Origin of the sequence: Nocardioides sp., assembly GCF_035503875.1 — a bacterium.
GTDB lineage: Bacteria > Actinomycetota > Actinomycetes > Propionibacteriales > Nocardioidaceae > Nocardioides.
The window spans coordinates 72,246-94,334 of record NZ_DATJTA010000091.1 but is presented as its reverse complement, the minus strand read 5'-3'; the positions used below and the strand labels follow the sequence as shown (position 1 = coordinate 94,334).

Annotated in this window: 21 protein-coding genes; 5 read left to right on the top strand and 16 right to left on the bottom strand. The window is 72.6% G+C overall.

Annotation, left to right across the window (positions count from 1 at the left end):
- Positions 1–4 precede the first annotated feature (4 nt).
- The 8 genes from VMF51_RS22195 to VMF51_RS22160 form a co-directional block, all read right to left on the bottom strand.
- The gene (locus VMF51_RS22195) at positions 5–439 is read right to left on the bottom strand and encodes a pilus assembly protein TadG-related protein (RefSeq protein ID WP_325476655.1); all 435 of its coding nucleotides are present in this window, start codon (positions 437–439) and stop codon (positions 5–7) included.
- Positions 436–876: a hypothetical protein gene (locus tag VMF51_RS22190; RefSeq protein WP_325476654.1), complete on the bottom strand. Its 441-nt coding sequence runs from the start codon at positions 874–876 to the stop codon at positions 436–438. The genes VMF51_RS22195 and VMF51_RS22190 overlap by 4 nt, the downstream gene beginning before the upstream one ends.
- A complete protein-coding gene (locus VMF51_RS22185; protein WP_325476653.1) occupies positions 873–1,178 on the bottom strand; it encodes a TadE/TadG family type IV pilus assembly protein in 306 nt (101 codons plus the stop codon). The genes VMF51_RS22190 and VMF51_RS22185 overlap by 4 nt, the downstream gene beginning before the upstream one ends.
- Positions 1,179–1,250: 72 nt before the next feature.
- Positions 1,251–1,448, bottom strand: a complete 198-nt coding sequence (locus tag VMF51_RS22180) for a hypothetical protein (protein WP_325476652.1) — start codon at positions 1,446–1,448, stop codon at positions 1,251–1,253.
- A 21-nt stretch (positions 1,449–1,469) separates the two neighbouring features.
- On the bottom strand, positions 1,470–2,402 hold the full coding sequence (locus VMF51_RS22175) for a type II secretion system F family protein (RefSeq protein WP_325476651.1): 933 nt from the start codon (positions 2,400–2,402) through the stop codon (positions 1,470–1,472).
- The gene (locus VMF51_RS22170; RefSeq protein WP_325476650.1) at positions 2,399–3,268 is read right to left on the bottom strand and encodes a type II secretion system F family protein; all 870 of its coding nucleotides are present in this window, start codon (positions 3,266–3,268) and stop codon (positions 2,399–2,401) included. Before VMF51_RS22170 ends, VMF51_RS22175 begins: the two co-directional genes overlap by 4 nt.
- Positions 3,268–4,530 carry a CpaF family protein gene (locus VMF51_RS22165; protein WP_325476649.1) on the bottom strand — a complete coding sequence of 421 codons (1,263 nt, stop codon included), beginning with the start codon at positions 4,528–4,530 and terminating at the stop codon, positions 3,268–3,270. Before VMF51_RS22165 ends, VMF51_RS22170 begins: the two co-directional genes overlap by 1 nt.
- A gap of 222 nt (positions 4,531–4,752) precedes the next feature.
- The gene (locus VMF51_RS22160; protein ID WP_325476648.1) at positions 4,753–8,853 is read right to left on the bottom strand and encodes an Ig-like domain-containing protein; all 4,101 of its coding nucleotides are present in this window, start codon (positions 8,851–8,853) and stop codon (positions 4,753–4,755) included.
- Between the two features lie 176 nt (positions 8,854–9,029).
- Between VMF51_RS22160 and VMF51_RS22155 the strand changes: the two genes are divergently transcribed.
- On the top strand, positions 9,030–9,824 hold the full coding sequence (locus VMF51_RS22155; protein WP_325476647.1) for a fused MFS/spermidine synthase: 795 nt from the start codon (positions 9,030–9,032) through the stop codon (positions 9,822–9,824).
- Here the strand turns inward: VMF51_RS22155 and VMF51_RS22150 are convergent.
- Both VMF51_RS22150 and VMF51_RS22145 read right to left on the bottom strand, forming a co-directional pair.
- Positions 9,813–11,705: a glycosyl hydrolase family 18 protein gene (locus VMF51_RS22150; protein ID WP_325476646.1), complete on the bottom strand. Its 1,893-nt coding sequence runs from the start codon at positions 11,703–11,705 to the stop codon at positions 9,813–9,815. The two genes, VMF51_RS22155 and VMF51_RS22150, sit on opposite strands and share 12 nt — an antisense overlap.
- A gap of 155 nt (positions 11,706–11,860) precedes the next feature.
- Positions 11,861–12,736 carry an oxygenase MpaB family protein gene (locus tag VMF51_RS22145; RefSeq protein ID WP_325476645.1) on the bottom strand — a complete coding sequence of 292 codons (876 nt, stop codon included), beginning with the start codon at positions 12,734–12,736 and terminating at the stop codon, positions 11,861–11,863.
- Between the two features lie 47 nt (positions 12,737–12,783).
- Between VMF51_RS22145 and VMF51_RS22140 the strand changes: the two genes are divergently transcribed.
- Entirely contained in the window at positions 12,784–13,377 is a 594-nt protein-coding gene (locus tag VMF51_RS22140; RefSeq protein WP_325476644.1) for a TetR family transcriptional regulator, read from the top strand.
- 293 nt (positions 13,378–13,670) lie between these two features.
- Here the strand turns inward: VMF51_RS22140 and VMF51_RS22135 are convergent, their stop codons facing one another.
- The 6 genes from VMF51_RS22135 to ligD (VMF51_RS22110) form a co-directional block, all read right to left on the bottom strand.
- Positions 13,671–14,867 (bottom strand): HAMP domain-containing protein, encoded by a 1,197-nt coding sequence (locus VMF51_RS22135; protein ID WP_325476643.1) that lies wholly within the window; start codon positions 14,865–14,867, stop codon positions 13,671–13,673.
- Positions 14,860–15,555: a response regulator transcription factor gene (locus VMF51_RS22130; RefSeq protein ID WP_244929573.1), complete on the bottom strand. Its 696-nt coding sequence runs from the start codon at positions 15,553–15,555 to the stop codon at positions 14,860–14,862. Before VMF51_RS22130 ends, VMF51_RS22135 begins: the two co-directional genes overlap by 8 nt.
- 172 nt (positions 15,556–15,727) lie before the next feature.
- Positions 15,728–16,219: a hypothetical protein gene (locus VMF51_RS22125; protein WP_325476642.1), complete on the bottom strand. Its 492-nt coding sequence runs from the start codon at positions 16,217–16,219 to the stop codon at positions 15,728–15,730.
- A gap of 147 nt (positions 16,220–16,366) precedes the next feature.
- The gene (gene ligD / locus VMF51_RS22120; protein WP_325476641.1) at positions 16,367–17,263 is read right to left on the bottom strand and encodes a non-homologous end-joining DNA ligase; all 897 of its coding nucleotides are present in this window, start codon (positions 17,261–17,263) and stop codon (positions 16,367–16,369) included.
- A 3-nt stretch (positions 17,264–17,266) separates the two neighbouring features.
- Positions 17,267–17,980: a L,D-transpeptidase family protein gene (locus VMF51_RS22115; RefSeq protein ID WP_325476640.1), complete on the bottom strand. Its 714-nt coding sequence runs from the start codon at positions 17,978–17,980 to the stop codon at positions 17,267–17,269.
- On the bottom strand, positions 17,977–18,891 hold the full coding sequence (ligD, locus tag VMF51_RS22110; RefSeq protein WP_325476639.1) for a non-homologous end-joining DNA ligase: 915 nt from the start codon (positions 18,889–18,891) through the stop codon (positions 17,977–17,979). Before ligD (VMF51_RS22110) ends, VMF51_RS22115 begins: the two co-directional genes overlap by 4 nt.
- A gap of 17 nt (positions 18,892–18,908) precedes the next feature.
- On the opposite strand from ligD (VMF51_RS22110), the gene VMF51_RS22105 reads away from it, so the two are divergent.
- The 3 genes from VMF51_RS22105 to VMF51_RS22095 are packed head-to-tail and all read left to right on the top strand — an operon-like array spanning position 18,909 to position 22,089.
- Positions 18,909–20,258: an NAD(P)/FAD-dependent oxidoreductase gene (locus VMF51_RS22105; RefSeq protein WP_325476638.1), complete on the top strand. Its 1,350-nt coding sequence runs from the start codon at positions 18,909–18,911 to the stop codon at positions 20,256–20,258.
- Positions 20,255–21,184 (top strand): bile acid:sodium symporter family protein, encoded by a 930-nt coding sequence (locus tag VMF51_RS22100; protein ID WP_325476637.1) that lies wholly within the window; start codon positions 20,255–20,257, stop codon positions 21,182–21,184. The genes VMF51_RS22105 and VMF51_RS22100 overlap by 4 nt, the downstream gene beginning before the upstream one ends.
- Complete coding sequence (locus tag VMF51_RS22095; protein WP_325476636.1) at positions 21,181–22,089, top strand: SDR family oxidoreductase; 909 nt, start codon at positions 21,181–21,183, stop codon at positions 22,087–22,089. Before VMF51_RS22100 ends, VMF51_RS22095 begins: the two co-directional genes overlap by 4 nt.

Sequence of the window (22,089 nt, the reverse complement as noted above, 5' to 3'; positions counted from 1 at the left end):
GGGGTCAGTCGACCGTGGAGACCGCCGAGCCGGAGGCGGCGACGGTGCCGCCGCCGGGCGAGCCGGGGAAGCTCAGCGGCAGGTCCAGCGGGGCGCGGAGCTCGACGCGGACCGTGTCGCCGTCGGCGATCGCGACCTGCGCGACCAGGCCGGGGTAGCTGGCGTAGGCACCGACCGAGCGGAGGTACTCCTCGACCGCCCGCTGCGCGTCGGCCTCGGTCAGCGCGAGGCGCTGGTCGGGGACGCCGCCGGTGTAGACGTCCACCCCAGTGGCACCGAGGTCCGCGCCGTGCAGAGCGGCACCGTCGGCGAGAGTGTCCAGCCCGGAGCGCTGGAGGTACGCCGCCGACGCGTCGATCACCAGCACCACCGCCATCGCGATCACCGTCGCGAAGCCGATGACCAGCAACGTGACCTGGCCGGACTCGTCGCGCCTCACCCGCCCACCTCCTGGTACTGCCCGATCGGCACCGCGTGTGTCGCGTCCAGCGCGAACGACGGCCGGCCGCCGCCGAGCACGTCGGGGATCAGCAGGTCGACGCTCGACTCGATCCGGACGGTGATCACCGAGGTGCCGGCGTGGCAGTTCTCCGGGTACGGCGTACAGGTCACCGTCACCTCCAGCGGCGCGTCGTCCGGCAGCCCCTGGTCGGCCAGCGCCTGACGGGCGGCGGCCGTCGCCCGCTCCTGCCCCTGGCCGTCGTCCGGCGCCAGCGCGTAGGCCCGGCCAGCGGCCCGGGCGGCCGAGGTAACGGCGTACGCACCGGACTGGACCTCGAAGACCGAGAGCACGATCCACAGCAGCGGTACCAAGAGCAGGATCCCGACCCAGACCAACTCGATGACGGCGCTCCCCGCCTCGTCCCGGCGCGTCACTGCGGCTCCTCCACCGCGTGCCCCCTGACCTCCAACGCGACGCCCGGCCCGCCGAGACCCAGCGCCGGGACGCTCGCGCGGATCGTCACCACCACCATCGGCTGCCCACCGATGGTCGTCCTGCTCACCGCGACGTCCTCGGCGAACCGGCCGGCGATCGCGTCGTCGACCTGCTCCCGGGTGACCGCCTCGCCCTCGGCCGGACCGCGGTCCGCGGTGGCGGCGTACCGCGCTCCCTCGGCTGCCGCGGCAGCCAGGGTGTTGCGCACGTGCAGCACCAGCGCGACCTGGACGATCCCCAAGGACGAACGGCACCAGCACCAGCAGCACCAGGACGAAGTCGACGACCGCGGACCCGTCGTCGCGGCGACGGCTCATCTCACCGAGCTGAGGGCATCGCTCAACAACCCGGAGAGCTGCTCGCGGGCCACACCGCCGATCACGACGACGATTCCCGCCGTCATGACGGCGACCATGACCCAGCCGGGCACGTCGCCGCGGTCGTCGCGTCGCCGGACGCCGACGACGAGTGCCGCGTGCAGCCGCATGAGGAGCAGCAGGGGTCGGGACATGGGGTCTCCGTTCTCGAGAGGTCAGGGGGCGGTGAGCGAGAGGCCGATGACGCCGGGCCAGAAGGCGAACAGGACGGTCACGGGCAGCACGAGGAAGACGACCGGCACCATCATCAGGACCTCCTTGCGGGCCGCGATCTCGATCAGCTCGCGGCGGCCCGCCTCCCGGACGTCGGCAGCCTGGGCGTGCAGGACGTCGGCCAGCGGGGTGCCGCGCTCGACCGCGACCGAGATCCCCTGGGCGAAGCGGGCGACCAGCGGCAGGCCGGTGCGCGAGGCGAGCTCGTCGAAAGCGGTCGTGACGGGCTCGCCGGTGCGGACCGCGGCGAGCACCCGGCCCAGGTCGTCGGAGAGCTCGCCGCCGCTGCGTCGTACGACCCGGTCGAGAGCGGCGACCGGTCCCTCGCCCGCGGCGACCGCGAGCGCGAGCAGCTCGGCGATCGCCGGGAACTCCGCGAGGATCCGCCGCTCCCTCGCCTTGACCTGGCCGGAGAGGTGGGTGTCGCGACCGAGCACCCCGACCACGAACCCGATCGCGCAGAGCACCAGGCCGAACACGACTCCCCCGGGGTCGGTCACCGCCCTGACCAGCGCGTAGGCGGCGGCGACGGCGAACCCGGCCAGCCCCCACTGCACCTGCTCGATCCGGAACTCGTGCACGGTCTTGTCGATGCCGGCTCGTTCCAGCCGGCGGCGTACGGAGGACGCGCCGCCCAGCACCCGCTCGACGAGCCCGGCCGCCGAGACCAGGACCGGCCCGAAGACCCCGACGGCCGCCGGGGTCGTGTCGGGCACCCGGCCGCCGAGCCGCTCGAGCTGGGGCAGGTCCCGGATGTACGGCAGGACGCGCACGGCGATGGGAGTACGGCGCAGCGCGACCACCCGGCTCGCGACGAGGACCAGACCGGCGCCGAGCATCCCGCCCAGCACCGCTCCCCACGCAGCGAGGGTCACGACAGGATCCGCCGCTCGACCGGCAGCCGGCCCAGCCGCATCATCAACCGGTACGCCGCGACGCAGGTGACGGCGCCGACCACGAGCACGACCACCCCGGTGGTCGAGTTGTAGCGACCGATCACGTCGGGCTGGGAGGACATGGTCAGCAGCACCAGCCAGGGAGCGGCGACCGCGAGCCGGGCGCCGTTGACGGTCCAGGCCTGGCGCGACTCCAGCTCGGAGCGGGTCCGCGCCTCGTCGCGCAGGTAGCCCGACAGGTTGCGCAGCAGCCGGCCGAGCTCGCCGCCGCCGACCTCGCGGGCGATCCGGAGTCCCTCCACCACCCGGTCGCCGACGGGGTCCGCCAGCCGCTCCTTCAGCCGGTCGAGGCAGTCGCCGAACCGGCCCGTGACCTGGTAGTCGAGCGCGAACCGCGCGAACGGCTCCTGCAGCGCCTCGGGGCCGCGGGTGCCGAGTGCCGACAGCGCGTCGGGCAGCGACATCCCGGCCCGGACGGCCGAGGCGAGGTTGTCGACCGCCTCGGGCCAGACCTCGGCCAGCTCGCGCTGGCGCCGCCGAGCGCGCCCGGACACGATCGCGACCGGCAGGTAGCTCCCGAGGACGGCGAAGACCATCGCGACCGGCGGGGTGCGGGCGGCCACCTGGACCACCAGCCCGCAGAGCAGCCCGCACCCGAGGCAGAGCAGGACGAACCCGACCGGCGAGACCGTGCCCAGACCGGCGCGCGCCAGCAGCTCGGACGTACGCCGGGTCGCTCGCTCCCGCGACCGATCGCCCGCCTCCCGCGGCCGCCGCGGTACGAAGAACGCCGACCAGATCAGCATCAACCCGACGCCGACGCCCAACCCGACCAGCGCGCCCATCAACGCTCCCCGTCGGTCAGCAGCCGGTGCACGTCGATGCCGACCCGCTCGAAGGACGCCACCCGCGGCGGCATCCCGCGCGTGCGGCGCAGCTCCCCGTCGCGGCGCTCGAAGATCGGCTCGGCCTCGATGATGTCGTTCTCGACGCGCCCCGGTACGCCGACGATCTCGTTGACCCGGCGTACGCCGTGGTGGTCGACGCCCAGGTGGACCACCAGGTCGACGGACGCCGCGACGGTCGGCACCACGAACCGCGCCGAGATGTTCTCGCCGGCCAGCAGCGGCAACGTGCACATCTTCACCAGCGCCTCACGGGCGCTGTTCGCGTGGATGGTGCACATGCCGGGCAGCCCGGAGTTGAGCGCGAGCAGCAGGTCGAGGCACTCCTCGGCACGCACCTCCCCCACGATGACCCGGCTCGGTCGCATCCGGAGGCTCTCCTTGACGAGGTCGCGCAGCCGGATCTCGCCGGTGCCCTCCAGGCCTGCCTGCCGGGTCTGCATCGGCACCCAGTCCGGGTGGGGAAAGCGCAGCTCGAAGACCTCCTCCGCACTCACCACCCGTTCCCCGCCGGGGATCGCCGCGGCGAGGCAGTTGAGCATCGTGGTCTTGCCCGCCTGGGTGCCGCCGGCGACCAGGATGTTGAGGCCGGCCCGCACCGACGCCTCGAGGAACGCCGCCGCCTGGCTGGTCAGGCTGCCGAGCTCGACCAGGTCGCTCACCCGGGTCGCGCGCAGCACGAACTTGCGGATGTTCACGGCCGAGAAGCCGCGGCTGATGCCCTGCAGCACCACGTGCAGGCGATGGCCGTCGGGCAGCATGGCGTCGACGAACGGCTGGGAGAGGTCGATCCGGCGACCGCTGGACTTCAGCATCCGCTCGACCAGCTCGTCGACCTGGGCCTGCGTCAGCATCAGGTTGGTCAGCTCGTGGCGGCCGTTGCGGGCCACGAAGACCCGCGAGGGATCGTTGATCCAGATCTCCTCGACGCTCGAGTCGTCGAGGTACGCCTGCAGCGGGCCGTAGCCGGCCACGCGCGCCACGAGCTCACCGACCATCGCGCTCGGGTCGGCGACCGGCACGACCTGGCCGGTCAGGCTGCGCTCGTCGTGGTCGCGCACCACCGACTCCGCGATCCGGCGTACGACGTGGGCGTCGCGCTGGGGGTCGACCCCCTCGCGGCGTACCAGCTCCCGGACGTGCTGGTCGAGCTCGTCGACCATGCCCTGCCCGTGCGCAGGGACGGCGTGGGTCATCGCCATGACGCTCCTCGAGCCCGAGAACGGAGTGCTGTCACGAAGGTAGGTGCCAGCGGTCTACCCCGGCGGCCCGCGAACGAATCTGTGGAGAACGTAAAGAAAAGCCTGACGGCAAGTTCTGCCGACTCGGCGCGCAAGTTCTGCCGACTCGGCGAAGGGCTCCCGGCGGGAGTGCCGGGAGCCCTTCGCGTCGTGCTGTGGTGCTGTCGTGCTGGTGGTGCTGGATCAGCGCTTCTTGCGGACGAGGGTCACGGTGCGCTTCGTGACGGCGGTGCCTCCTTCCGCGGTGAAGGTGATCCGGACGGGGGCGGAGATGCGGCCCTTGCGGACCAGCAGCTTCCGGTAGGCGCCCTTGGCGGCGACCCGGACCTTGACGGTGCCGGGACCGGCCACCTTCGTCCGCGTCGCGGCGATGCGGCCGCCGGCGAGGCGGATGGTGCCCGCGCCGTTGACCTTCACGTTCAGGACGACGATGCCCTTCCTCGTGTCGCGCTTGGCGACCGAGGCCGACACGGTCGGCTTCGGCGGCGTGACGACGACCGGCGCCTTGGCGACCGTGAGCCTCAGCGGAGCCGAGGTCGTCTCCGTGCCCGAGGAGTCGGTGACGACCGTGGTGAGGCTGACGCTGCGGCCGGCGTACGACGGAGCCGGCGTCCAGGTGAAGAGGTACGGCGCGCGCTCGGCGTCCGCGACCGGCTTCCCGTCGACCAGCAGGGTGACCTTCCGCACCGCGAAGTCGTCACCCGCCCGGACGAGCGGCTTCACCGTCGTACCGACCGCGACCTCGGTGCCCGCGAACGGGTCGACCAGCTCGGCCGTGGGTGCCTCGTCGGCAACCACGCCGTACGACGTCGGGATCCCGCCGGGGACGGTGGACGCCCGCGAGGAGACCGTGACCGAGCTCGAACCCGAGATCGCCTCGGCACCCGTGTCCGCGTCCGCGGGCCCGCCGGCGACCGGCGCGGCCGGACCGAAGTAGCTCGACGAGACGACGAACGGCGCGCCGGTGCGGACCGCGGTGTTCTCGGCGTTCGCGTTGTACGCCGCCCAGCCGTTGCCCGTGAGGACGTTGCCCGAGGCGGTGAGCGCCCCGGCCGTCTCGGTGCGGGCGTCGGTGAGCAGGATGCCGTACGACGTCGACGGGTCGGGCCGGAAGTAGTTGCCGGTGATCCGGCTGGACCTCACGAACCCGTCCGCGCCGCTGGTGAACTTCACGCCGGTCTGCGGGTAGAGGCTGTTCGCCTTGCCCCGGACGACCGTGCCGCTCACGTAGCCGTGCTGCTCGATGCCGGTGCGGGCCACGTTGTTCGGCCCGCCGTCGACGCCCTTGGCGCCGTCGATCAGGATGCCCCCGCTCTGGTAGCCGGTGACGACGCTGTCGGCGACGGTCAGCTCGGTCTCGACGGTGCCGGTGCCGGCCCCCTCGACGACGCCCGTCTTGACGATGCCCCAGCCGTGCGGGTGCTCGGCCAGCTCGTCGGCCGTGGTGGCGGCCCGCAGCGGGCCGACCACGCTCTGCGAGACCCGGCCGGCCGCGCCGAAGTAGGCGATGCCCGCCTCGGCCCAGGTGTCACCGGAGGTGACCGTCACGCCCGAGATGTCGACGAACAGCTCGTTGGTGTCGGTCGAGCCGAGCGACTGCCGCGACACGGTGATCACGTTGCCGCCGCCGTCGCGCAGGTAGGGCTTGAGGCCCGCCAGCGAGTCGATCGACGGGTCCGGCTTGATGGTGACCTTGTCGGCGCCCGCGCCCTTGATCTTCAAGGGCTTGGTGATCGTCAGGCCGTTGGTCGCCGAGGTCGACACCGGGTTGCCGGGGCCGGAGACCGGCGTCGACGACTCCTCGTACACGCCCTCGCAGACCACGATGGTGTCCCACGGGGAGGCGAAGTCGACGGCCTGCTGGATCGAGGTGAAGTTGGCCGTCGGGCACTGCGCCTTGTCGTCGTCGACCACCCAGGAGGTGTTCGCGAACGGGTCGGCGACGTTGTCGTTGAGCAACACGCTGCCGCGGGTGTTGTCGTACGCCGCCATCACGGCCGCCGGGTCGGGACCCGACGTGACCGGGCCGGAGCCGGCGCCCTGGTCGACGTCGGTGCCGTCGGAGAGGATCAGCGGAGCGTCGACCGCCTCCTGGAAGCGGACGTCGGCGAGCTGGATGGAGCCGGAGGCCGGCGTACCGGCCGTGCCGAAGCGCAGCTCGACCTCGGCGACCTCGGTGAGGTCGACGCCCTGGGCGGCGAACTCGCTCAGCGGCACGCGGATCTGGTCCAGCACGATGTGCGTGTTCGCGGTGTTGGTGCCGGTCGACATGTGCAGGGCGTTGCCCCAGCGCTCGTCGCCCGCCTTGACGGTGCCCTCGCGGCCCGCCGCGTCGGTGAGCGCGATGACGAAGTCCTGCGTCGTGCTCGCCGGGTCGTACGACGTCGGCAGCTCGTTCGGCCAGGCGAAGTTCGGGCTGGTGCCGGTCCGGGTGTTGTCACCGCGGTTGTCGGCGCCCGGGTTGCGCAGGTCGAAGAAGTTGACGTCGGCGCCCATCGCGAGCGCCTTCAGGCCGCTGACGTCGGCCGAGGCGGCCGGGATGTCGGCGGTCAGCCGCGCGGTGCTGCCCTGCTCCCAGGCGAGCGCCAGCTGGCGACCGTAGGAGTGGTTGACCGGCGAGTTCTCGCGGGTGCCGTTCTGGCCACCCAGCTCGGCCTTGCCCGGCAGCGGGCAGGCCTTGGCGGCCGTCGGCTGCGTGCCCTTGCCGAGCTGCGCCGGGGCGAAGTCGTCGGGCTCGGGGTTGCACCAGTCGTACCCGCCGGCGGTCGTCCTCGGCTTGGGCGAGACGCCGTTGCCGTCGACGTACGGGTTCGCGAACCCGCTGCCGCTCAGGGTGCCGCCGAGCGCGTTGAGGCCCAGCGGGTTCTCGATCTCGGGACGGATCACGTCGACCCGCTCCGCGGCGGACGGGAAGTAGCTCGTGGAGACGTACTCCTCGCAGCCGATCCGGGTGCCGGAGGTGCTGGTCGGGCAGGCCGTCGCGGGGATCTGCAGGTGCGACTCGGTGTCCGAGAGTTCGCCGGTCATGTACGGCTCGAACGCGCCCTCGCCGCCGACGTAGCGCCGGAAGAACGCCGCCATCGTGGCCAGGCCGATCTTCTCCTGGTCGCCCATCCGCGCCGGGTCACCCGAGATCTTGGTGTTGACCAGCGGGTTGTAGGTGTCGGAGTTGTCGATGACGTAGTTCCCGGCCGGGTCGGTCGAGCTCGCCGCTCCGCTGAGCCGCAGGTTGTTCGGGTGCACGTTGGTGTTCGCGAACGGCGCCGAGTTGCCGCACGCGGCGTCGTTGTTGTTCTGGCCGTCGGCACCGCCGTCGGCGTACCAGACGGTGTTGTACCAGTTGTGGATCGCGCCCAGCTGCGAGGACTGGATGCGCGGGAACGGGTCGGAGCCGTCGAGGTACTGGCTGCGCTCGAAGGTGCGCGCCCCCTGCAGGTTCGACACGTCGCCGTCGCAGAACGGGAGGATCGACATGAACGGCACGCCGTACGGCGCCTTGCGCTCGTAGTCGACCTGCGCCAGCGAGATCACGCCGCGCAGCGGGTAGCGCGGCCCGTCGGTGCGGATCCGGTTGTAGTCGATGAAGTTGGTGACCGCGTCACCGCCGCGGGAGTGGCCCATCAGGCCGATCCGGGTCATGTCCAGGTGGCCGGCGAGGGTGGTCCCGACGTTCACGTGCTCGCCGTCGACCAGGGTGCCCGCGTCGGCGGCACCGAGGGCGTCGAGCGTCGCCGCGATGAGCATGCGCCGCTGGTGCATGCCCTTCCCCTTGGCGTTGTCCTGGCGCATCATCAGCTGGTCCTGCGACACCGAGAAGGTGGTGTAGCCCCAGGTGGCGAGGTTCTCGCTGAGGTAGGCGTAGCCGGCCTCGTTGCGCTTGAACTGGGCGCACGACGCGTTGGCCGAGTCCTGGCCGCTGTCGCACGAGCCGTGGTTGCCGTGCACCAGGACCAGCACCGGCGACCGCTCGGTGCGCTGGCTGAAGTCCGGGTAGTAGAGCTGGCCGCGGATCTCGAGATCCTCGGCCGCCGCCGCCGTGTTGGGCGTCGGAGCGCCGCCGGCGGAGTTCGGCTCGTGCAGGGCGACAGTGCCCAGCTTGGCCTCCTGGATCACCCGCGGCGTGTATTCGCCGCGGTCCATGGGGTCGGGCAGCACGAGCTCGTCGGCCGCGGTCGGGGGTGCTGCTGCTACTGCCTGCGTCGGGGCATATCCGGGAAGCGCCAGGCCCGCGAAGAGCGGGACCAGGGCCAATCTGCGCCAGCGCGTGGAGGCGGTCACCTTCACGAACTACTCCTGTCTAGTCCGCGTCCGGTCATCGGACGCGGGCTAGACGTTAGGGACGGGTGATCACCGGTCCGGGTCGCTCGTGTTACCGAAGCGGACCAGAGTCCGGGTCAGCGTTTCGGGCGCGTTTCGTCCCGGCGTACGACGCGGGCGGCGGCTGCCGGAGGATGGGTCCCGTGCCCGACCAGCAGCCCGCCGAGATCGTCCCCACCGAGCGAGCCGGCGCGTTCGTGCTGCGGATGGACGGGCACGACCAGTCCCACGTCGACCTCGACGACCCCGCCCGCCTCGACTTCGACTACGTCCGCCGCATCGGCGACGTCCTCGACGCGTGGGGCGAGCCGGGGACGCCGGTGCGGGTGCTGCACGTCGGCGGGGCCGCCCTAACCCTGCCGAGGTACGTCGCCCACACCCGGCCGCGCTCCGCGCAGATCGTGCTGGAGCCGGCCGCCGACGTGACCGAGCTGGTCCGCCGTGAGCTGCCGCTCCCCCGGCAGAGCGGGATCAAGGTCCGGCCGGTCGACGGCAGATCCGGGCTGGAGGCGATCCGCGACGGCTCGGTCGACCTGCTGGTCGTCGACGCGTTCGCCGCGGGCCGGGTGCCGGGATCGCTGGTGACGACCGAGTGCGCGGCGGCGTACTCACGGGTGCTGGGGGTGGACGGGCTGCTGCTGCTCAACCTCACCGACCGGGCGCCGTTCGCGTGGACCCGCCGGGTGGTGGCCGCGGTCCGCACCGCCCTGCCGGCGCTGATGCTGAGCGCCGAGCCGGCGACCCTCCGGGGCCGCCGGCCCGGCAACCTCCTACTGGTCGCCGGGCGCAGCGACGTCCCCGTGGCGCCGCTGCGCGACCGCGCGGCCAGCAGCCCCGCGCCGTACCGGGTCCTGGACGGCGCGCAGGTCAGTGACACGGTGGGCGGCGGTCGGCCGTTCACCGACGCCGACACCGAGCCCTCGCCGTCAGGGTCCTAGGAAGGACTCCTTCACCGCGTCCAGGAGCGGGTTGCTGCCGTCGGCGAGGCCGCCGTAGTTGAGCACCCACAAGATGGTGCCGCCGAGGCCCGTCTCGCGGGTGTACTCCCCCTTGGCCGCGATCGACCGCTCGTCCTCGAAGGACAGGAAACCGGCGGGGTTGCGCTCCGGGTCCGACTCGGGGACGTAGCCGCCGTCGGGGTCCGGCTCGTCGAGGTAGCTGATGTACGACGACTTCGCGTCCTCGTCCCAGCCGAGCTCCCCGTGGTCGAGGTAGCCCATCGACTCCAGCTCGGAGTAGGCCAGGGCGACGTCGTTGGTCTCGTAGATCTCGTTGGCCTCCCGGCCGAGCTCCTCGTCGGCCCAGGTGGGCTGGCGCGGGCCGGTGATCAGCGGGCCGAAGTAGATCCCGTAGAAGCCGATCCCCATGCCGAGCCGCGAGCGCGGGACGCCGGTGCGGACGTACGCCTCGATGCTGCTGTGGATGCTGATCGGGGTCCCGTTGTCCCGGCTGGCGCCGTCCAGGGCGCCGGAGAACCACGAGCTCCAGCCGTCCTTGTTCCAGGTGGTGCCGATGCCGTACGACATCAGGTTGAACTGGTCGACGCGCAGCGCGACGTCGGCCTGCCACTGCTTGGCCTTGCCGCCGCGCTCGAGCCAGTTCAGGTTGAGGGCGTAGCCGGGGAAGGTGATGATCCCGGGGTCCTTCGCGTAGCGGGGACGGGACGCCATCTCGGCGCGGATCTCCAGCAGCAGCGCGAGCAGCCGCCGCGTGGACTCCTCCTCGGTGATGTCGACCCCGCACTCCCACGCCTCGCCGCCGAAGCAGTTCTCCCAGTCGACGTCCACGCCGTCGTAGTCGTGCTCGACGAGGTAGTCGACGAGGTTCTTCACGAACCGGCCCCGCACGTGGTCGGCGCTGGAGGCCACGAACCCCATCCCGGCCTCGGCGTCACCGCCGAGCATCAGCAGCGCCTCGGTGCCGTGCCGGTGCGCCTCGTCGATCATCCACTCCTCGACGCTGTCGGGCTTGTACGGCGACCACGGGCTCGGCTCGTGGAAGGTCTGCCCGCCGGCCTCCATGATCTCGCCCGGTGCGCCGCCGAAGACATGACCGCCACCGGGCGTGACCCGCCCGAGGACGAGGTGGGTCATGGCGTCGAAGTCGACGTCGGTCGGGCCATACTGCCCCTCCCAGAACCAGCCCGCGTAGTACCCCGTCACCCAGGGCTTCGTCCGCGGTGCCCGCACCGTCACGGGCGCGGTCGCCGAGGCCACCGGCACCGCTCCGCGCCAGGCGTCGCTCACGGCGCGGTACGCCGTACTCGTGGTCGGCGTGACCGTGAACGAGACCCGGCCCCGGGCGTCCTGGACCCCGCGACCGAGGGTTCTCCACGCGCCCCCGGCGGCCCGCGCCTCCAGCCGCACCGGGCGACCGGGTCGGGCCGGGGTGAAGCCGGCCGTCACCGGCAGCACGGTCCGGGCCTGGGTCGCGGCGGGAGCGACGAGCGAGCCGGCCTGACGGGTCACCCGGACGACCCGCGCCTTGCTCGCCCAGCGGCCCTTCGCCGCCTTCACCCGGTACGTCGTCGTCGCGGCCGGCGCGGCGAGCCGGAAGGTGTAGCGGCGCTTCTTGTCGGTGCGCCGCTGCGCGACCTTCACCCACTTCTTCCCGGCCCTGCGCTGCAGCTGGACCCGCCCGCGCTGGCGCGCCTTGCCGCTGATGCTGGTGGGCTCGCCCGCGACCAGGGTCGCGGGCGGGGCCGCACGGCTCGGCGCCACGGGTGGCTCGGCGGCGGTGCTCGGGGTCGGGACGGTGGTCAGCAGGCCGGCCGCAAGGGCGGAGGCGGCGACCAGGGCAGGCAGGTACGGCGATCTCACCGGGAGATCATCAGCGCCCCCGCGACCCGACCTTCAGGGCCGGATGTCCCGATTCCCCGGGCACCTCCGCCGAGTCGGCAGAAGTTACCCGTCGAGTCGGCATTAGTTGCTGACAGATCGGCCGCAGGCGTCTACAAGTTCTGCCGACTCGGCGGTCAGTGGCGGACGGGGCAGCCGGCGATGCCGGGGGTCGGGAAGGTGCCGAGCTGCTCGAGGTCGTGGCCGTCGGGGTAGCTGCGGATCCAGGAGATGTCCTCGATCAGCTTCGGGTCCCGGCGGGCCGGGAAGGCGCGGAGGAGTACGCCGCGGGCGCGGAGGGCGGTCCGGCTCGCGCGCTGGACGAGCGCGGGCGGGGCGTCGTACCGGAAGGCCTCGCGGAGCGGGTCGTCCATCAGCGCGCGGGCGAACAGGCCGGCCGGGCGGCGCAGCGGCTTCGCGTAGAAGGTGCGCATCAGCGCCATCGTCGCGTCGGCGACCCGACGGCCGCCGGCGTCGTACGCGAAGTGGTCGGCCTCGTAGGTGTCCATCAGCTCGGCGAACGCGTCGTACGTCTCCGGGATGTCGGGGATGTTCATGTGCCGCCCGAGCTGCCGGTAGTAGTTCACCGACGCGCGCTCCTCGACCGGCGTGAGCGGGCGCTTGCCGTAGTCGTCGAGCCAGCGCTTCGGCACCACCACGAACGTCGACAGCACGTAGCGGAACTCGTGGTCGGGGATGTCGTAGGCGCGGTGCATCTGGTTGATCCGGCGGATCGCGGCCCGCGCCTCGGGGTGGTCGAAGCCGTAGCGGGTGGGCGGCTCGAGGAGCAGCGCGGTGTCGTCGTAGCGCCGCTGCACGTTGGTCGTGAACTCGCCCGTCGCGTCGAGCAGCCGGCCGATCCCCGGCACCGCGTAGGTGCGGAACAGCGCGAAGCTCAGCGCCTGGTTCATGTCCCAGGGGAACTCGTGGGCGACGACGTTGCGGTAGATCTCGACGTACGACGTCTCGGGGTCCAGCGCGTCGTTCACGCGCCGCCAGTGATCGCGCCTCATGCCGCCTCAAACTAGAGCACTCGCTCCAATCTGGCTAGGGTGCCGGCATGCGCATCCCCGTGCAGTCCCGCAGCGAGTCCTCGGCCGACCGGATGCTGGCCGCCACCCTGGGCCTGCTCGCGACCGGTGGGCTGGGCGCGGTGACCGTTGCTGCGGTGGCGAAGGCCGCGGGTGCCTCCAACGGCTCGCTCTACCACCGCTTCGGCGACCGCTCCGGGCTGCTGCTCGCCGCCCAGGACGTCGCCCTCGGCGAGATCGAGTCGGCCACCGCGGCCGCCTTCGCCCGCGCAGATGCCGAGCCCGACGACGACCGGGCGCTGCGGCTGCTGGCCGGGGCCGCGCTCGACATCTTCGCCGAGCACCGCGGGGCGATGCGGGCCTACCTGGTGGAGGGCCGTGAGCAGCCGGAGTTCGAGGCGCGCAACGTGCGCTGCAGCCACCTGCTCGCCACGACGGTCACCGGGTGGCTGCGGACCCGCCTGGGGACCGGCCGGGAGGACGCGGAGGCGGCGTACCGGATCCTGTTCGCGCTCGGCGCCGCCCAGGCGCTCTTCGACGACGAGCAGGTCTCGCCTGGCCGGCTCTCGCGCACGGCCTTCGCGGACGCCGTCGCCCGCGCCGTCGGCGCGCTCGCGCGCTGAGCCAGCTCCCACGCCGAGTCGGCAGAACTTGCGCACAGTTGGCGCCGACTTGTCAGCAAGTGCTGCCGACTCGGCGCGCAACTTCTGCCGACTCGGCGGGAGGAGCGTTACCAGCCGGCGAGGGAGGCCAGACCGAACGCCAGCAGGAACGCCCAGCCGCCCGTGAGCCTCCGTCCACCGGGACGCGGGGCGCGCAGGTACGGCAGCGGACCCGCCAGCAGCAGGTACGCCGCCAGGCCGATCGGCCCGCTCGCGACCAGCCAGAGCCAGGCCCGCCCGACCCTAGAGCCACCTCAGCGCCGCGGCAGCAGAATCTCGATGTCGCCCGACGTCTCCGCCCCGACCCACCGCCCGCCGAGGGCGGCGCACACGGAGCGCGCGGAGACGAGCAGGTCCTCCCCGTCGGGTCCCACGGCGGGCTGCTCGAGCGCCACCGAGATCCGCAGGTGCCCGTCGGCGCCACCCTCCAGCACCAGGCGGACGGGACCGGCACCGGTGGCGAGCACCGCGGCGAGGACCAGGTCCAGCAGGTGCTCCACGGGACCGGGCGTGTAGCCGCGGTCCAGGTCCCCCTCGACCGCGGCGCTCAGCTCCCGGCCCGCGAGCGCGAGCTCGTCGGACCAGTGCTGGGCGACCTGGACGGCGAGCTCGCGCAGCGGGACCTGGGCGCCGGCGACGAGGCTGCCGCGCTGCAGCTCGACCAGCTCGCCCGCCACCGCGTCGACGTGCGCGATGCCCTCGAGGGCGCGGCCCAGCGTCCCCCGGACCTCGCCGGGCAGGTCGTCTCGGAGCTGCGCCTCCTCCAGCTCCAGGCGCAGCCCGGTCAGCGGCGAGCGGAGCGCGTGCGAGGTGTGCGCGGCGAACTCCTGCTCGCGCCGCAGCCGCTCGCGCAGCTGGTCGGCGCTGGTGCTCAGCGACCGGGCGATGGCCGCCGCCTCCGGGATCCGGGTCCGGGGCAGGTCGAGGTCGAAGCGCCCCCGGCCGAGCGCCCCGGCGGCGTCCGCTAGCCGCTGGAACGGAGCCGACAGCCAGCGCGCGACCAGCAGGCCCGCGACGCCGGCGGCGGCGAGCGCGAGCAGCCCGAGCACCGCGAGCGCCCACGGGTCGCCGACCACGAGCTCCCGGGCCAGCCGGTCGCTCTCCGCGACCGTGACCGTGCCGCCGTCGGCGGCGGCGTTCGCGACGACCTCGCCGCCCTCCCCGTCGTACGACGGCCCGCGGGCCTCGACGGGCTCGCCGGTGGCGGCGGCGGGGGTGAAGACGAGCCGCTCGCGGTCGAAGACCAGGCCCGCGAGGAACGCCGCGCCCACCGGGCGGCCGGCGTCCAGCTCGGCGTCGACGACCCGGGCCGCGAGCACGGCCTCGTGATGGAGCCGGGCGCTCTGCTGCTCGCGCAGCTCCTGGCCCAGGGTGTAGCTGCGGAACAGGCCCGCGGCGATCAGCAGGACAAGCGTGAGAAGGACGAAGGAGGCAGCGAGCCGCTCACGCATCGGGGGCGCCCTCGAGGCGGAATCCCACACCTCGAACGGCCACGACCTTCTCCGACACCCCGACGCTCTCGAGCTTCTGCCGGAGGCGACCGATGGTCACGTCCAGCGTCTTCGTCGAGCCGTACCAGTTCTCGTCCCACACGTCCGACATCAGCCGACCGCGGGAGACCACCTTGTCGCGGTTGGACGCGAGGATGGTCAGGACGTCGAACTCCTTGCCCGTCAGCGGCACCTCGTCGTCGCCGGCGTAGACCCGCCGCGCCGCCACGTCGATGCGCAGCCCGCCCTCGGGCACGTCGTCGTGGCCGAACCCGCCACCGGGAGAGGTGCGGCGCAGCAGGGCGCGCACCCGGGCCTGCAGCTCGGCCAGGCCGAACGGCTTGGAGAGGTAGTCGTCGGCGCCGTAGTCGAGCCCGACCACCCGGTCCAGCTCGCCGGCGCGTGCGGTGACGATCATGATCGCGCCGCCGAAGCCCGCCTCGCGGGCGCGCTTGCAGACCTCGAGCCCGTCCATGTCGGGCAGTCCGAGATCGAGGATGACGACGTCGGCCGGAGCCTTCTCCAGGTCGTCGAGGGCCTTCTGGCCCGAGTCGACCCAGACGACCGCGTAGCCCTCACGCTCGAGGGTGCGGACCAAGGGGAACGCGATGTCCTCCTCGTCCTCGACGACGAGCACTCTCGGGGCCATGCGTGCAGCATAGAGCGATCCGGGCACGGACCAGGCCAGGACCCGCTGCCCGGGTCGGGGTGGACGACGATCGGTCCGGCCGGCGGTCCCCCCAGAACCGCCGGTCGGACCGTCGTCCCCCCGGTCGGCCGTCCCGCACTCCCCCCGGGGCGGGCCGGCCCTGCTGTCGCGGCTACGACCTCTCGGTCAGCCAGGTGTACGACGCCTCGGCGCGCTGGGTGTCCGGCGGCACGAAGGCGGCGTCGTCGGGCAGCGAGACGGTGAACGAGAACGTCGAGCTCTCCCCCGCCGGCAGCAGCCCGACGTCCTGGGCGAAGTCGCCCATGTCGCCGAAGCGGCCGTCGTACAGCTCGTCGCCGTCGCGCTCGATGACGACCCGGAGGTCGCCGTCGGCGAACGTCGCGGGGCCGCCCTGCTCGGTGAAGGTCAGCCGGCCCTCGGCGTCCGTGGTGTTCTCGATGGTCACGGTGCGGGTGACGGAGTCGCCCGGCTCGATCGCGGTCACCACCAGCACCGCACCGCCGGACTCGTCGCCGACCAGCCGGACGCCGTCGGAGGCGGCGCTCGCGTCGCTGTTCAGCAGGCCGGTCGCCACGGCCAGCAGGCCGGCGGCCAGGACCGACGAGACGGACAGCAGCAGCTTGCGGTTGAGCGTGATCTTCATCGTCGGACCTCCCGTCCGGAGCGCGTCTTCGGTGACGACACAGACGTTACGAAGGCGCGCTTCACGCCGGGGGAACACCGACTCCACGCTGCTTCCACGGTTCGGTAACACGGCGTGAGCCGCGTCTCAACCGCTCCGGAAGGGCGCTCAGGCGAACAGGTCGCCGTGCTCCTCGATGCGTGCGAGCACCTCGTCGAAGGTCAGCTGCTCCAGGCCCAGCGGGTCCTCCGCGCCCTCGGCGACCTCGTCCCACGAGACCGGCGCGGCGACGTACGGACGCTCCCGGCCACGCAGCGAGTACGGCGAGATCGTCGTCTTGGAGCCGGCGTTCTGCGACCAGTCCAGGAACACCTTGCCGCCCCGCTTGGCCTTGGCCATGGTGGCGGTGACGTCGCTCGGGTGCGCCTTCTGCAGCTCCTCCGCGACCGTCTTCGCCAGGGCCGTCGAGTCGTCGGAGGGCAGCCGCTTCGGCAGGTCGGCGTACAGGTGCAGGCCCTTGCTGCCGCTGAGCACCGGTCGGCAGTCCAGGTCGCGCTCGGCGAGCCGGTCGCGGACCAGCAGCGCGACCTGGCAGCACTCGTGCAACCCGGCGGGGTCGCCGGGGTCGAGGTCGATGACCAGCCGGTCGGCGTTGCGGGGCCGGCCGTTGCGGGCCACGGTCCATTGGTGGACGTGCAGCTCGAGCGCGGCGAGGTTCACCAGCCAGGTGAGCGTGGCGAGGTCGTCGACGATCGGGAAGACCAGCTCGGTCTCGCCCTTGCCCGACCGGCTGCCGGTGCTGGGCACCTTCACGGTGCGGACCCACGACGGCGTACCGGCGGGGGCGTTCTTCTCGAAGAAGCTGCCGTCGCCGGTCCCGTGCGGCCAGCGGATCCGGGTCACGGCCCGATCGCGCAGGTGTGGGAGCAGGGTCGGGGCGACCTGGGCGTAGTAGTGCAGCACCTCGCCCTTGGTGGTCCCGGTGCGCGGGTAGAGCACCTTGTCGAGGTTGCTGATCTTCAGGGTGCGGCCGTCGACGTCGACGTGCACCTCGGTGCCGGCCACGCCTCAGCGCCCGATCGCGATGACGGGGTCCCGGTCGGGATCCAGGCGGGCCATCAGCCGGCGCAGCACCGCGCGGGGCGCGCTGACGCAGCCCGCGGTGGCGCCGCGGCCGTTGACGTGCAGGAAGATCCCCGATCCCCGCTTGCGGACCTGGCGCCAGTTGTACTCGACGACGATCGAGTACTCGTACTGGCGGCCGTAGTCGGTCAGCCGCTCGGAGGAGTTCGGGTCGCTGGTCGGCAGCCACCAGCGGAAGCCACCCTGCCGCTGGTTGCGGAGCCGGTTGTAGAAGTCGGAGCCGTTGTCCTGCACCCAGAAGTCGCCCTTCCGGATCTTCCGGTACGGCAGCGCCCAGGCGTCGTCGCGTCGGTGGGTGCCGAACGCCGAGCGCAGGTCGTAGGTGCCGAGCGGCGTGGTGCCGGTGCCCTGCTTCCGCTTCGTCCCCGCCACCAGCCCGCCGTACCCGATCCGGGCGTCGGTGGTCCGGAAGCGCTCCACCCAGCGCCCCTGGCGCTGCACCCAGAAGACCAGCCGCGCGTGGTGGCCGGCCGACCGGTTGACCGTCACCACCTGGCGGGTGCGCGGCCCGAGCCGCACCGGGACGCCGTCGAGCCGGATCGTCGAGGCGCGGTACGACGCCGCCGGGTCGGCTGCGGCCTGCGCGGGCGCCGCGGGCAGCAGCACCGCGAGCAGCAGGAGCGGGAGCAGGCGCTTCACAGGTCCTCCGGGGTCAGGTCGCTGCGGACACCCTGGAACGAGGGCTGTCGCAGCCGGGAGTACCCACGTCCGTGGGTGTCGATGTCCACGACCAGCACGGGCTCCAGCCAGTGCGTGCCCCGGGCGTCCACCGCCGGGACCTCGTCGTCGAAGGGGCTCGCGGACCGCGCGAGTCCGGCGACCAGCTCGGCCAGCGCCCGGCCCTGCTTCGGCCCGATGCCGCTGCCGACCCGGCCGCGGTAGGCCAGCCCGTCGGGGGTCGGCTCCCCCACCAGCAGGGCGGCCAGCCGGTCGGTCGTGCCCTCCTGGGGGCGCCAGCCGCCGACGACGTACGACAGCCGGTGCCGGTGGGCGAGCTTCTGCCAGTGCGGCGTCCGCTCCCCCGGCCGGTAGCGCGAGGTCCGGCGCTTGCTGACCACGCCCTCGAGGTCCTGGGCCAGGGTGGCGTCGAACAGCATCGCGCCGTCGTCGTACGCCACCGGGACCTGCCAGCCGGTCAGGCCGAGGTCGAGGAGCCGGGCACGCCGCTCCTCCAGCGGGAGACCGGTGAGGTCCGCGCCGTCGAGGCGCAGCAGGTCGAAGACCATGTACGTCGCCGGCACCGCCTCGGCAAGCCGGGCTGCGGTGGCGTGGTTCCGCACGTGCATCCGGTCCTGCAGGGTCCGGAAGTCCGGGAGCCCGCGCTCGTTGAGCGCGATGATCTCGCCGTCGACCAGCAGGTCCCTCTCTCCGAAGGGGCTGGTGGCGAGGTCCGGCCAGGCGGTGGTGATGACGTTCTCGTTGCGGCTGGTCATCCGCAGCACGCCGTCGCGGACCTCGGTGAGGGCGCGCACGCCGTCCCACTTCACCTCGTGCGACCAGTCCTCGCCGGTCGGCACGTGACGGCCCGGGGTGGCGAGCATGGGGCGCATGCGGACATCATGCCTCGGTGAACTCCACCGGAGCGGTCGACAATGATCCGGGCGACCCCGACATGACGTACGCCGTCATCGGCGCGGGCCCGTCCGGCCTGGCCGCGGCGCGCAACCTGCAGCGGGCCGGGCTGCCCTGGGCGGGCTACGAGCTGGGCGCCGGCGTCGGGGGCCTGTGGGACGCCTCCGCCCCACGGAGCACCGTCTACGACTCGGCGCACCTGATCTCGTCGCGGACCACGACGCAGTTCACGGAGTTCCCGATGCGCGAGGGCGTCGCCGACTACCCGTCGCACCGCGAGCTGCTCGACTACTTCCGCGACTTCGCGACGACGTACGACCTGACGCCGGGCTTCGAGTTCGGCTCCGAGGTCACGGCGGTCGTCCCGCACCCCGACGGCGGCTTCACGGTCACGTCGCGGTCGGCGGCGGGCAGCCACGACGCCCGGCACGCGGGCGTGCTGGTCGCCAACGGCACGCTGAGCGAGCCGAACGTCCCCACCTTCGCGGGCTCCTTCGACGGCGAGCTCCTCCACACCAGCGTCTACAAGTCCGCGACCGTCTTCGCGGGCAAGCGGGTGCTGATCGTCGGCGCCGGCAACTCGGGCTGCGACATCGCGGTCGACGCGGTCCACCACGCCGCGTCCGTCGACCTGTCGGTACGCCGCGGATACCACTTCGTGCCGAAGTACCTCTTCGGCCGTCCGGCCGACACGCTCAACCAGCGGAAGAAGCCGCTGCCGCCCCGGGTCAAGCAGGCGATCGACTCGCGGGTGCTGCGGATGTTCACCGGCGACCCCACCCGGTTCGGCTTCCCCGAGCCCGACCACCGGATCTACGAGTCGCACCCGATCGTGAACTCGCTGGTGCTGCACCACCTCGGGCACGGCGACATCACCGTCCGTCCCGACGTCGAGCGGCTCGACGGGGACGGGGTGGCGTTCCGTGACGGCTCGCGGTCGGCGTACGACGTCGTGGTGCTGGCCACCGGCTACCACCTGCACTACCCGTTCGTGGACCCGGCGCTGCTGCGCTGGCGGGGCCGGGGCTCGGCGCCGGACCTCTACCTCAACATCTTCACGCAGGCCCACCGGGACCTGTTCGTGCTCGGCATGATCGAGGCGTCCGGGATCGGCTGGCAGGGCCGCTACGAGCAGGCCGAGCTGGTGGCGTCGTACCTCCGGGCGCGTCGGGACGATCCGGCGGCCGCGGCGGCGTTCGACGCCCGGGTCGCCGGACCGCGGCCCGATCTGTCCGGCGGCTACCGCTACCTCGGGCTCGAGCGGATGTCGTACTACGTCAACAAGGACGCCTACCGCTCGGCGGTGCGCACCGAGATCTCGGCACTGAGGAACGAGGACTCATGACCGACGTCGACAACATCCGGATCGCCTTCGAGGAGTCGTCGCTGACGACCCTGAAGATCGTCATCGGCCTGATCCTGTTCGGCATCGCGCTGGACACCAAGCTGGAGTCCTTCAGCGCCGCGCTCAAGCGCCCCGGCGCCATCGCCATCGGGGTGGTGGCGCAGTTCGTGCTGCTGCCGGCCATCACGTTCGTGCTGACCCTGGTGCTCGACCTGCGCGGGTCGGTCGCGCTCGGGCTGATCCTGGTGGCCTGCTGCCCGCCCGGGAACGTCTCCAACATCCTCACCCACCGCGCGGGCGGCGACGTCGCGCTGTCGGTATCGATGACCGCGGTCAGCAACGTGCTCGCGATCTTCCTGATGCCGCTGAACATGGCGTTCTGGGGCGGCCTGCACCCCACCGGCGACGCGCTGCTCGAGGACATCGACCTGAGTGCCGTCGACATGCTCCTCGAGATCGCCCTGGTCATCGGCGTGCCGTTCGCGGCCGGCATCACCATCGCTCGCCTCTGGCCGCGGGTCGCGGCGGTGGCCCACCGCATCGTCGGGCCGGTGTCGTACGTCGGCCTCGCCGCCATCATCGTCGTCGGGGTGGCCCGCAACTGGGACATCTTCGTCGACTACATCGGCATCGTCCTGGTCGCCGTCTTCCTCCACGACGCCCTGTCGCTGGCCCTCGGGTACGGCATCGGCCGGGCGACCCGGCTGCCCGACGCCAGCACCCGAGCGATGACCTTCGAGGTCGGGATCCGCAACGCCGGGCTCGGGCTGCTGCTGGTGTTCAGCTACTTCGACGGCCTCGGCGGGATGGCCCTGGTCGCCGCCTGGTGGGGCATCTGGGACATCATCGCGGGCCTCGCGGTGGCGATCACGTGGCGGCGGCTGCGCGGCTCGGCGGTCGACGTCCCGGTGAGGGCGGCGGCATGACCCGGGTCCTGGTCACCGGGGGCAGCGGGTTCCTCGGCTCCTCGGTCGTCCGCGGTCTCACCGCCGCAGGCCACGACGTCGTCAGCGCGGACCTGCGCGCGCCGGCGGTCGTCATGGACGTGACGTCGCGCGACGCCGTACGCGACGTGATCGGGTCGGTGCGCCCGGAGGTCGTCGTCCACCTCGCCTCGATCGTGACGCCGGGACCCGACTCGACGAGGGAGCTGGAGTACGCCGTCGACGTGACCGGCACCCGCCACGTGCTCGACGCCTGCGTCGAGCACGGAGTCCGCCGCGTGGTGGTGTCGTCCAGCGGGGCGGCGTACGGCTACCACGCCGACAACCCCGCGTGGATCACCGAGGACCAGCCCGTGCGGGGCAACGAGGAGTTCGCCTACAGCCACCACAAGCGGCTGGTCGAGGAGATGCTCGGCTCCTACGGATCGCTGGAGCAGGTGGTGCTGCGGATCGGCACCATCCTCGGCAGCTCGGTCGACAACCAGATCACCGCACTGTTCGAGCGACCCCGACTGCTGCGGATCCGGGGCTCCGAGTCGCCGTTCGTGTTCATCTGGGACACCGACGTCGTCGCGATCATCCAGCAGGCCGTCATCGGCCCGGTGACGGGCATCTTCAACGTGGCGGGCGACGGGGCGCTGACGATCACCGAGATCGCCGGGCTGCTGGGCAAGCCGGTGCTCACGATCCCCGAGCCCGTGCTGCGGGCGGCACTCGCGATCGGGTCCCGGCTGCGGCTCACGCCGTACGGGCCGGAGCAGACGAGGTTCCTGCAGTACCGCCCGGTACTCGCCAACGACCGGCTCAAGGAGGTCTTCGGCTACACGCCGACGCGGACCTCGCGCGAAGCGTTCGATGAATGGCGTCGCGCCCGCGGGTCATACTGA

Excerpts from the sequence above, each read along its gene's own strand:
- VMF51_RS22140 (WP_325476644.1), top strand. The coding sequence starts at position 12,784 with ATGCGCATCCCCGTGCAGTCCCGCAGCGAGTCCTCGGCCGACCGGATG.
- VMF51_RS22125 (WP_325476642.1), bottom strand. The coding sequence starts at position 16,219 with ATGAAGATCACGCTCAACCGCAAGCTGCTGCTGTCCGTCTCGTCGGTC.
- VMF51_RS22180 (WP_325476652.1), bottom strand. The coding sequence starts at position 1,448 with ATGTCCCGACCCCTGCTGCTCCTCATGCGGCTGCACGCGGCACTCGTC.
- VMF51_RS22170 (WP_325476650.1), bottom strand. The coding sequence starts at position 3,268 with ATGGGCGCGCTGGTCGGGTTGGGCGTCGGCGTCGGGTTGATGCTGATC.
- VMF51_RS22135 (WP_325476643.1), bottom strand. The coding sequence starts at position 14,867 with ATGCGTGAGCGGCTCGCTGCCTCCTTCGTCCTTCTCACGCTTGTCCTG.
- ligD (WP_325476639.1), bottom strand. The coding sequence starts at position 18,891 with ATGCGCCCCATGCTCGCCACCCCGGGCCGTCACGTGCCGACCGGCGAG.
- VMF51_RS22100 (WP_325476637.1), top strand. The coding sequence starts at position 20,255 with ATGACCGACGTCGACAACATCCGGATCGCCTTCGAGGAGTCGTCGCTG.
- VMF51_RS22165 (WP_325476649.1), bottom strand. The coding sequence starts at position 4,530 with ATGGCGATGACCCACGCCGTCCCTGCGCACGGGCAGGGCATGGTCGAC.
- VMF51_RS22095 (WP_325476636.1), top strand. The coding sequence starts at position 21,181 with ATGACCCGGGTCCTGGTCACCGGGGGCAGCGGGTTCCTCGGCTCCTCG.
- VMF51_RS22130 (WP_244929573.1), bottom strand. The coding sequence starts at position 15,555 with ATGGCCCCGAGAGTGCTCGTCGTCGAGGACGAGGAGGACATCGCGTTC.
- VMF51_RS22145 (WP_325476645.1), bottom strand. The coding sequence starts at position 12,736 with ATGAGGCGCGATCACTGGCGGCGCGTGAACGACGCGCTGGACCCCGAG.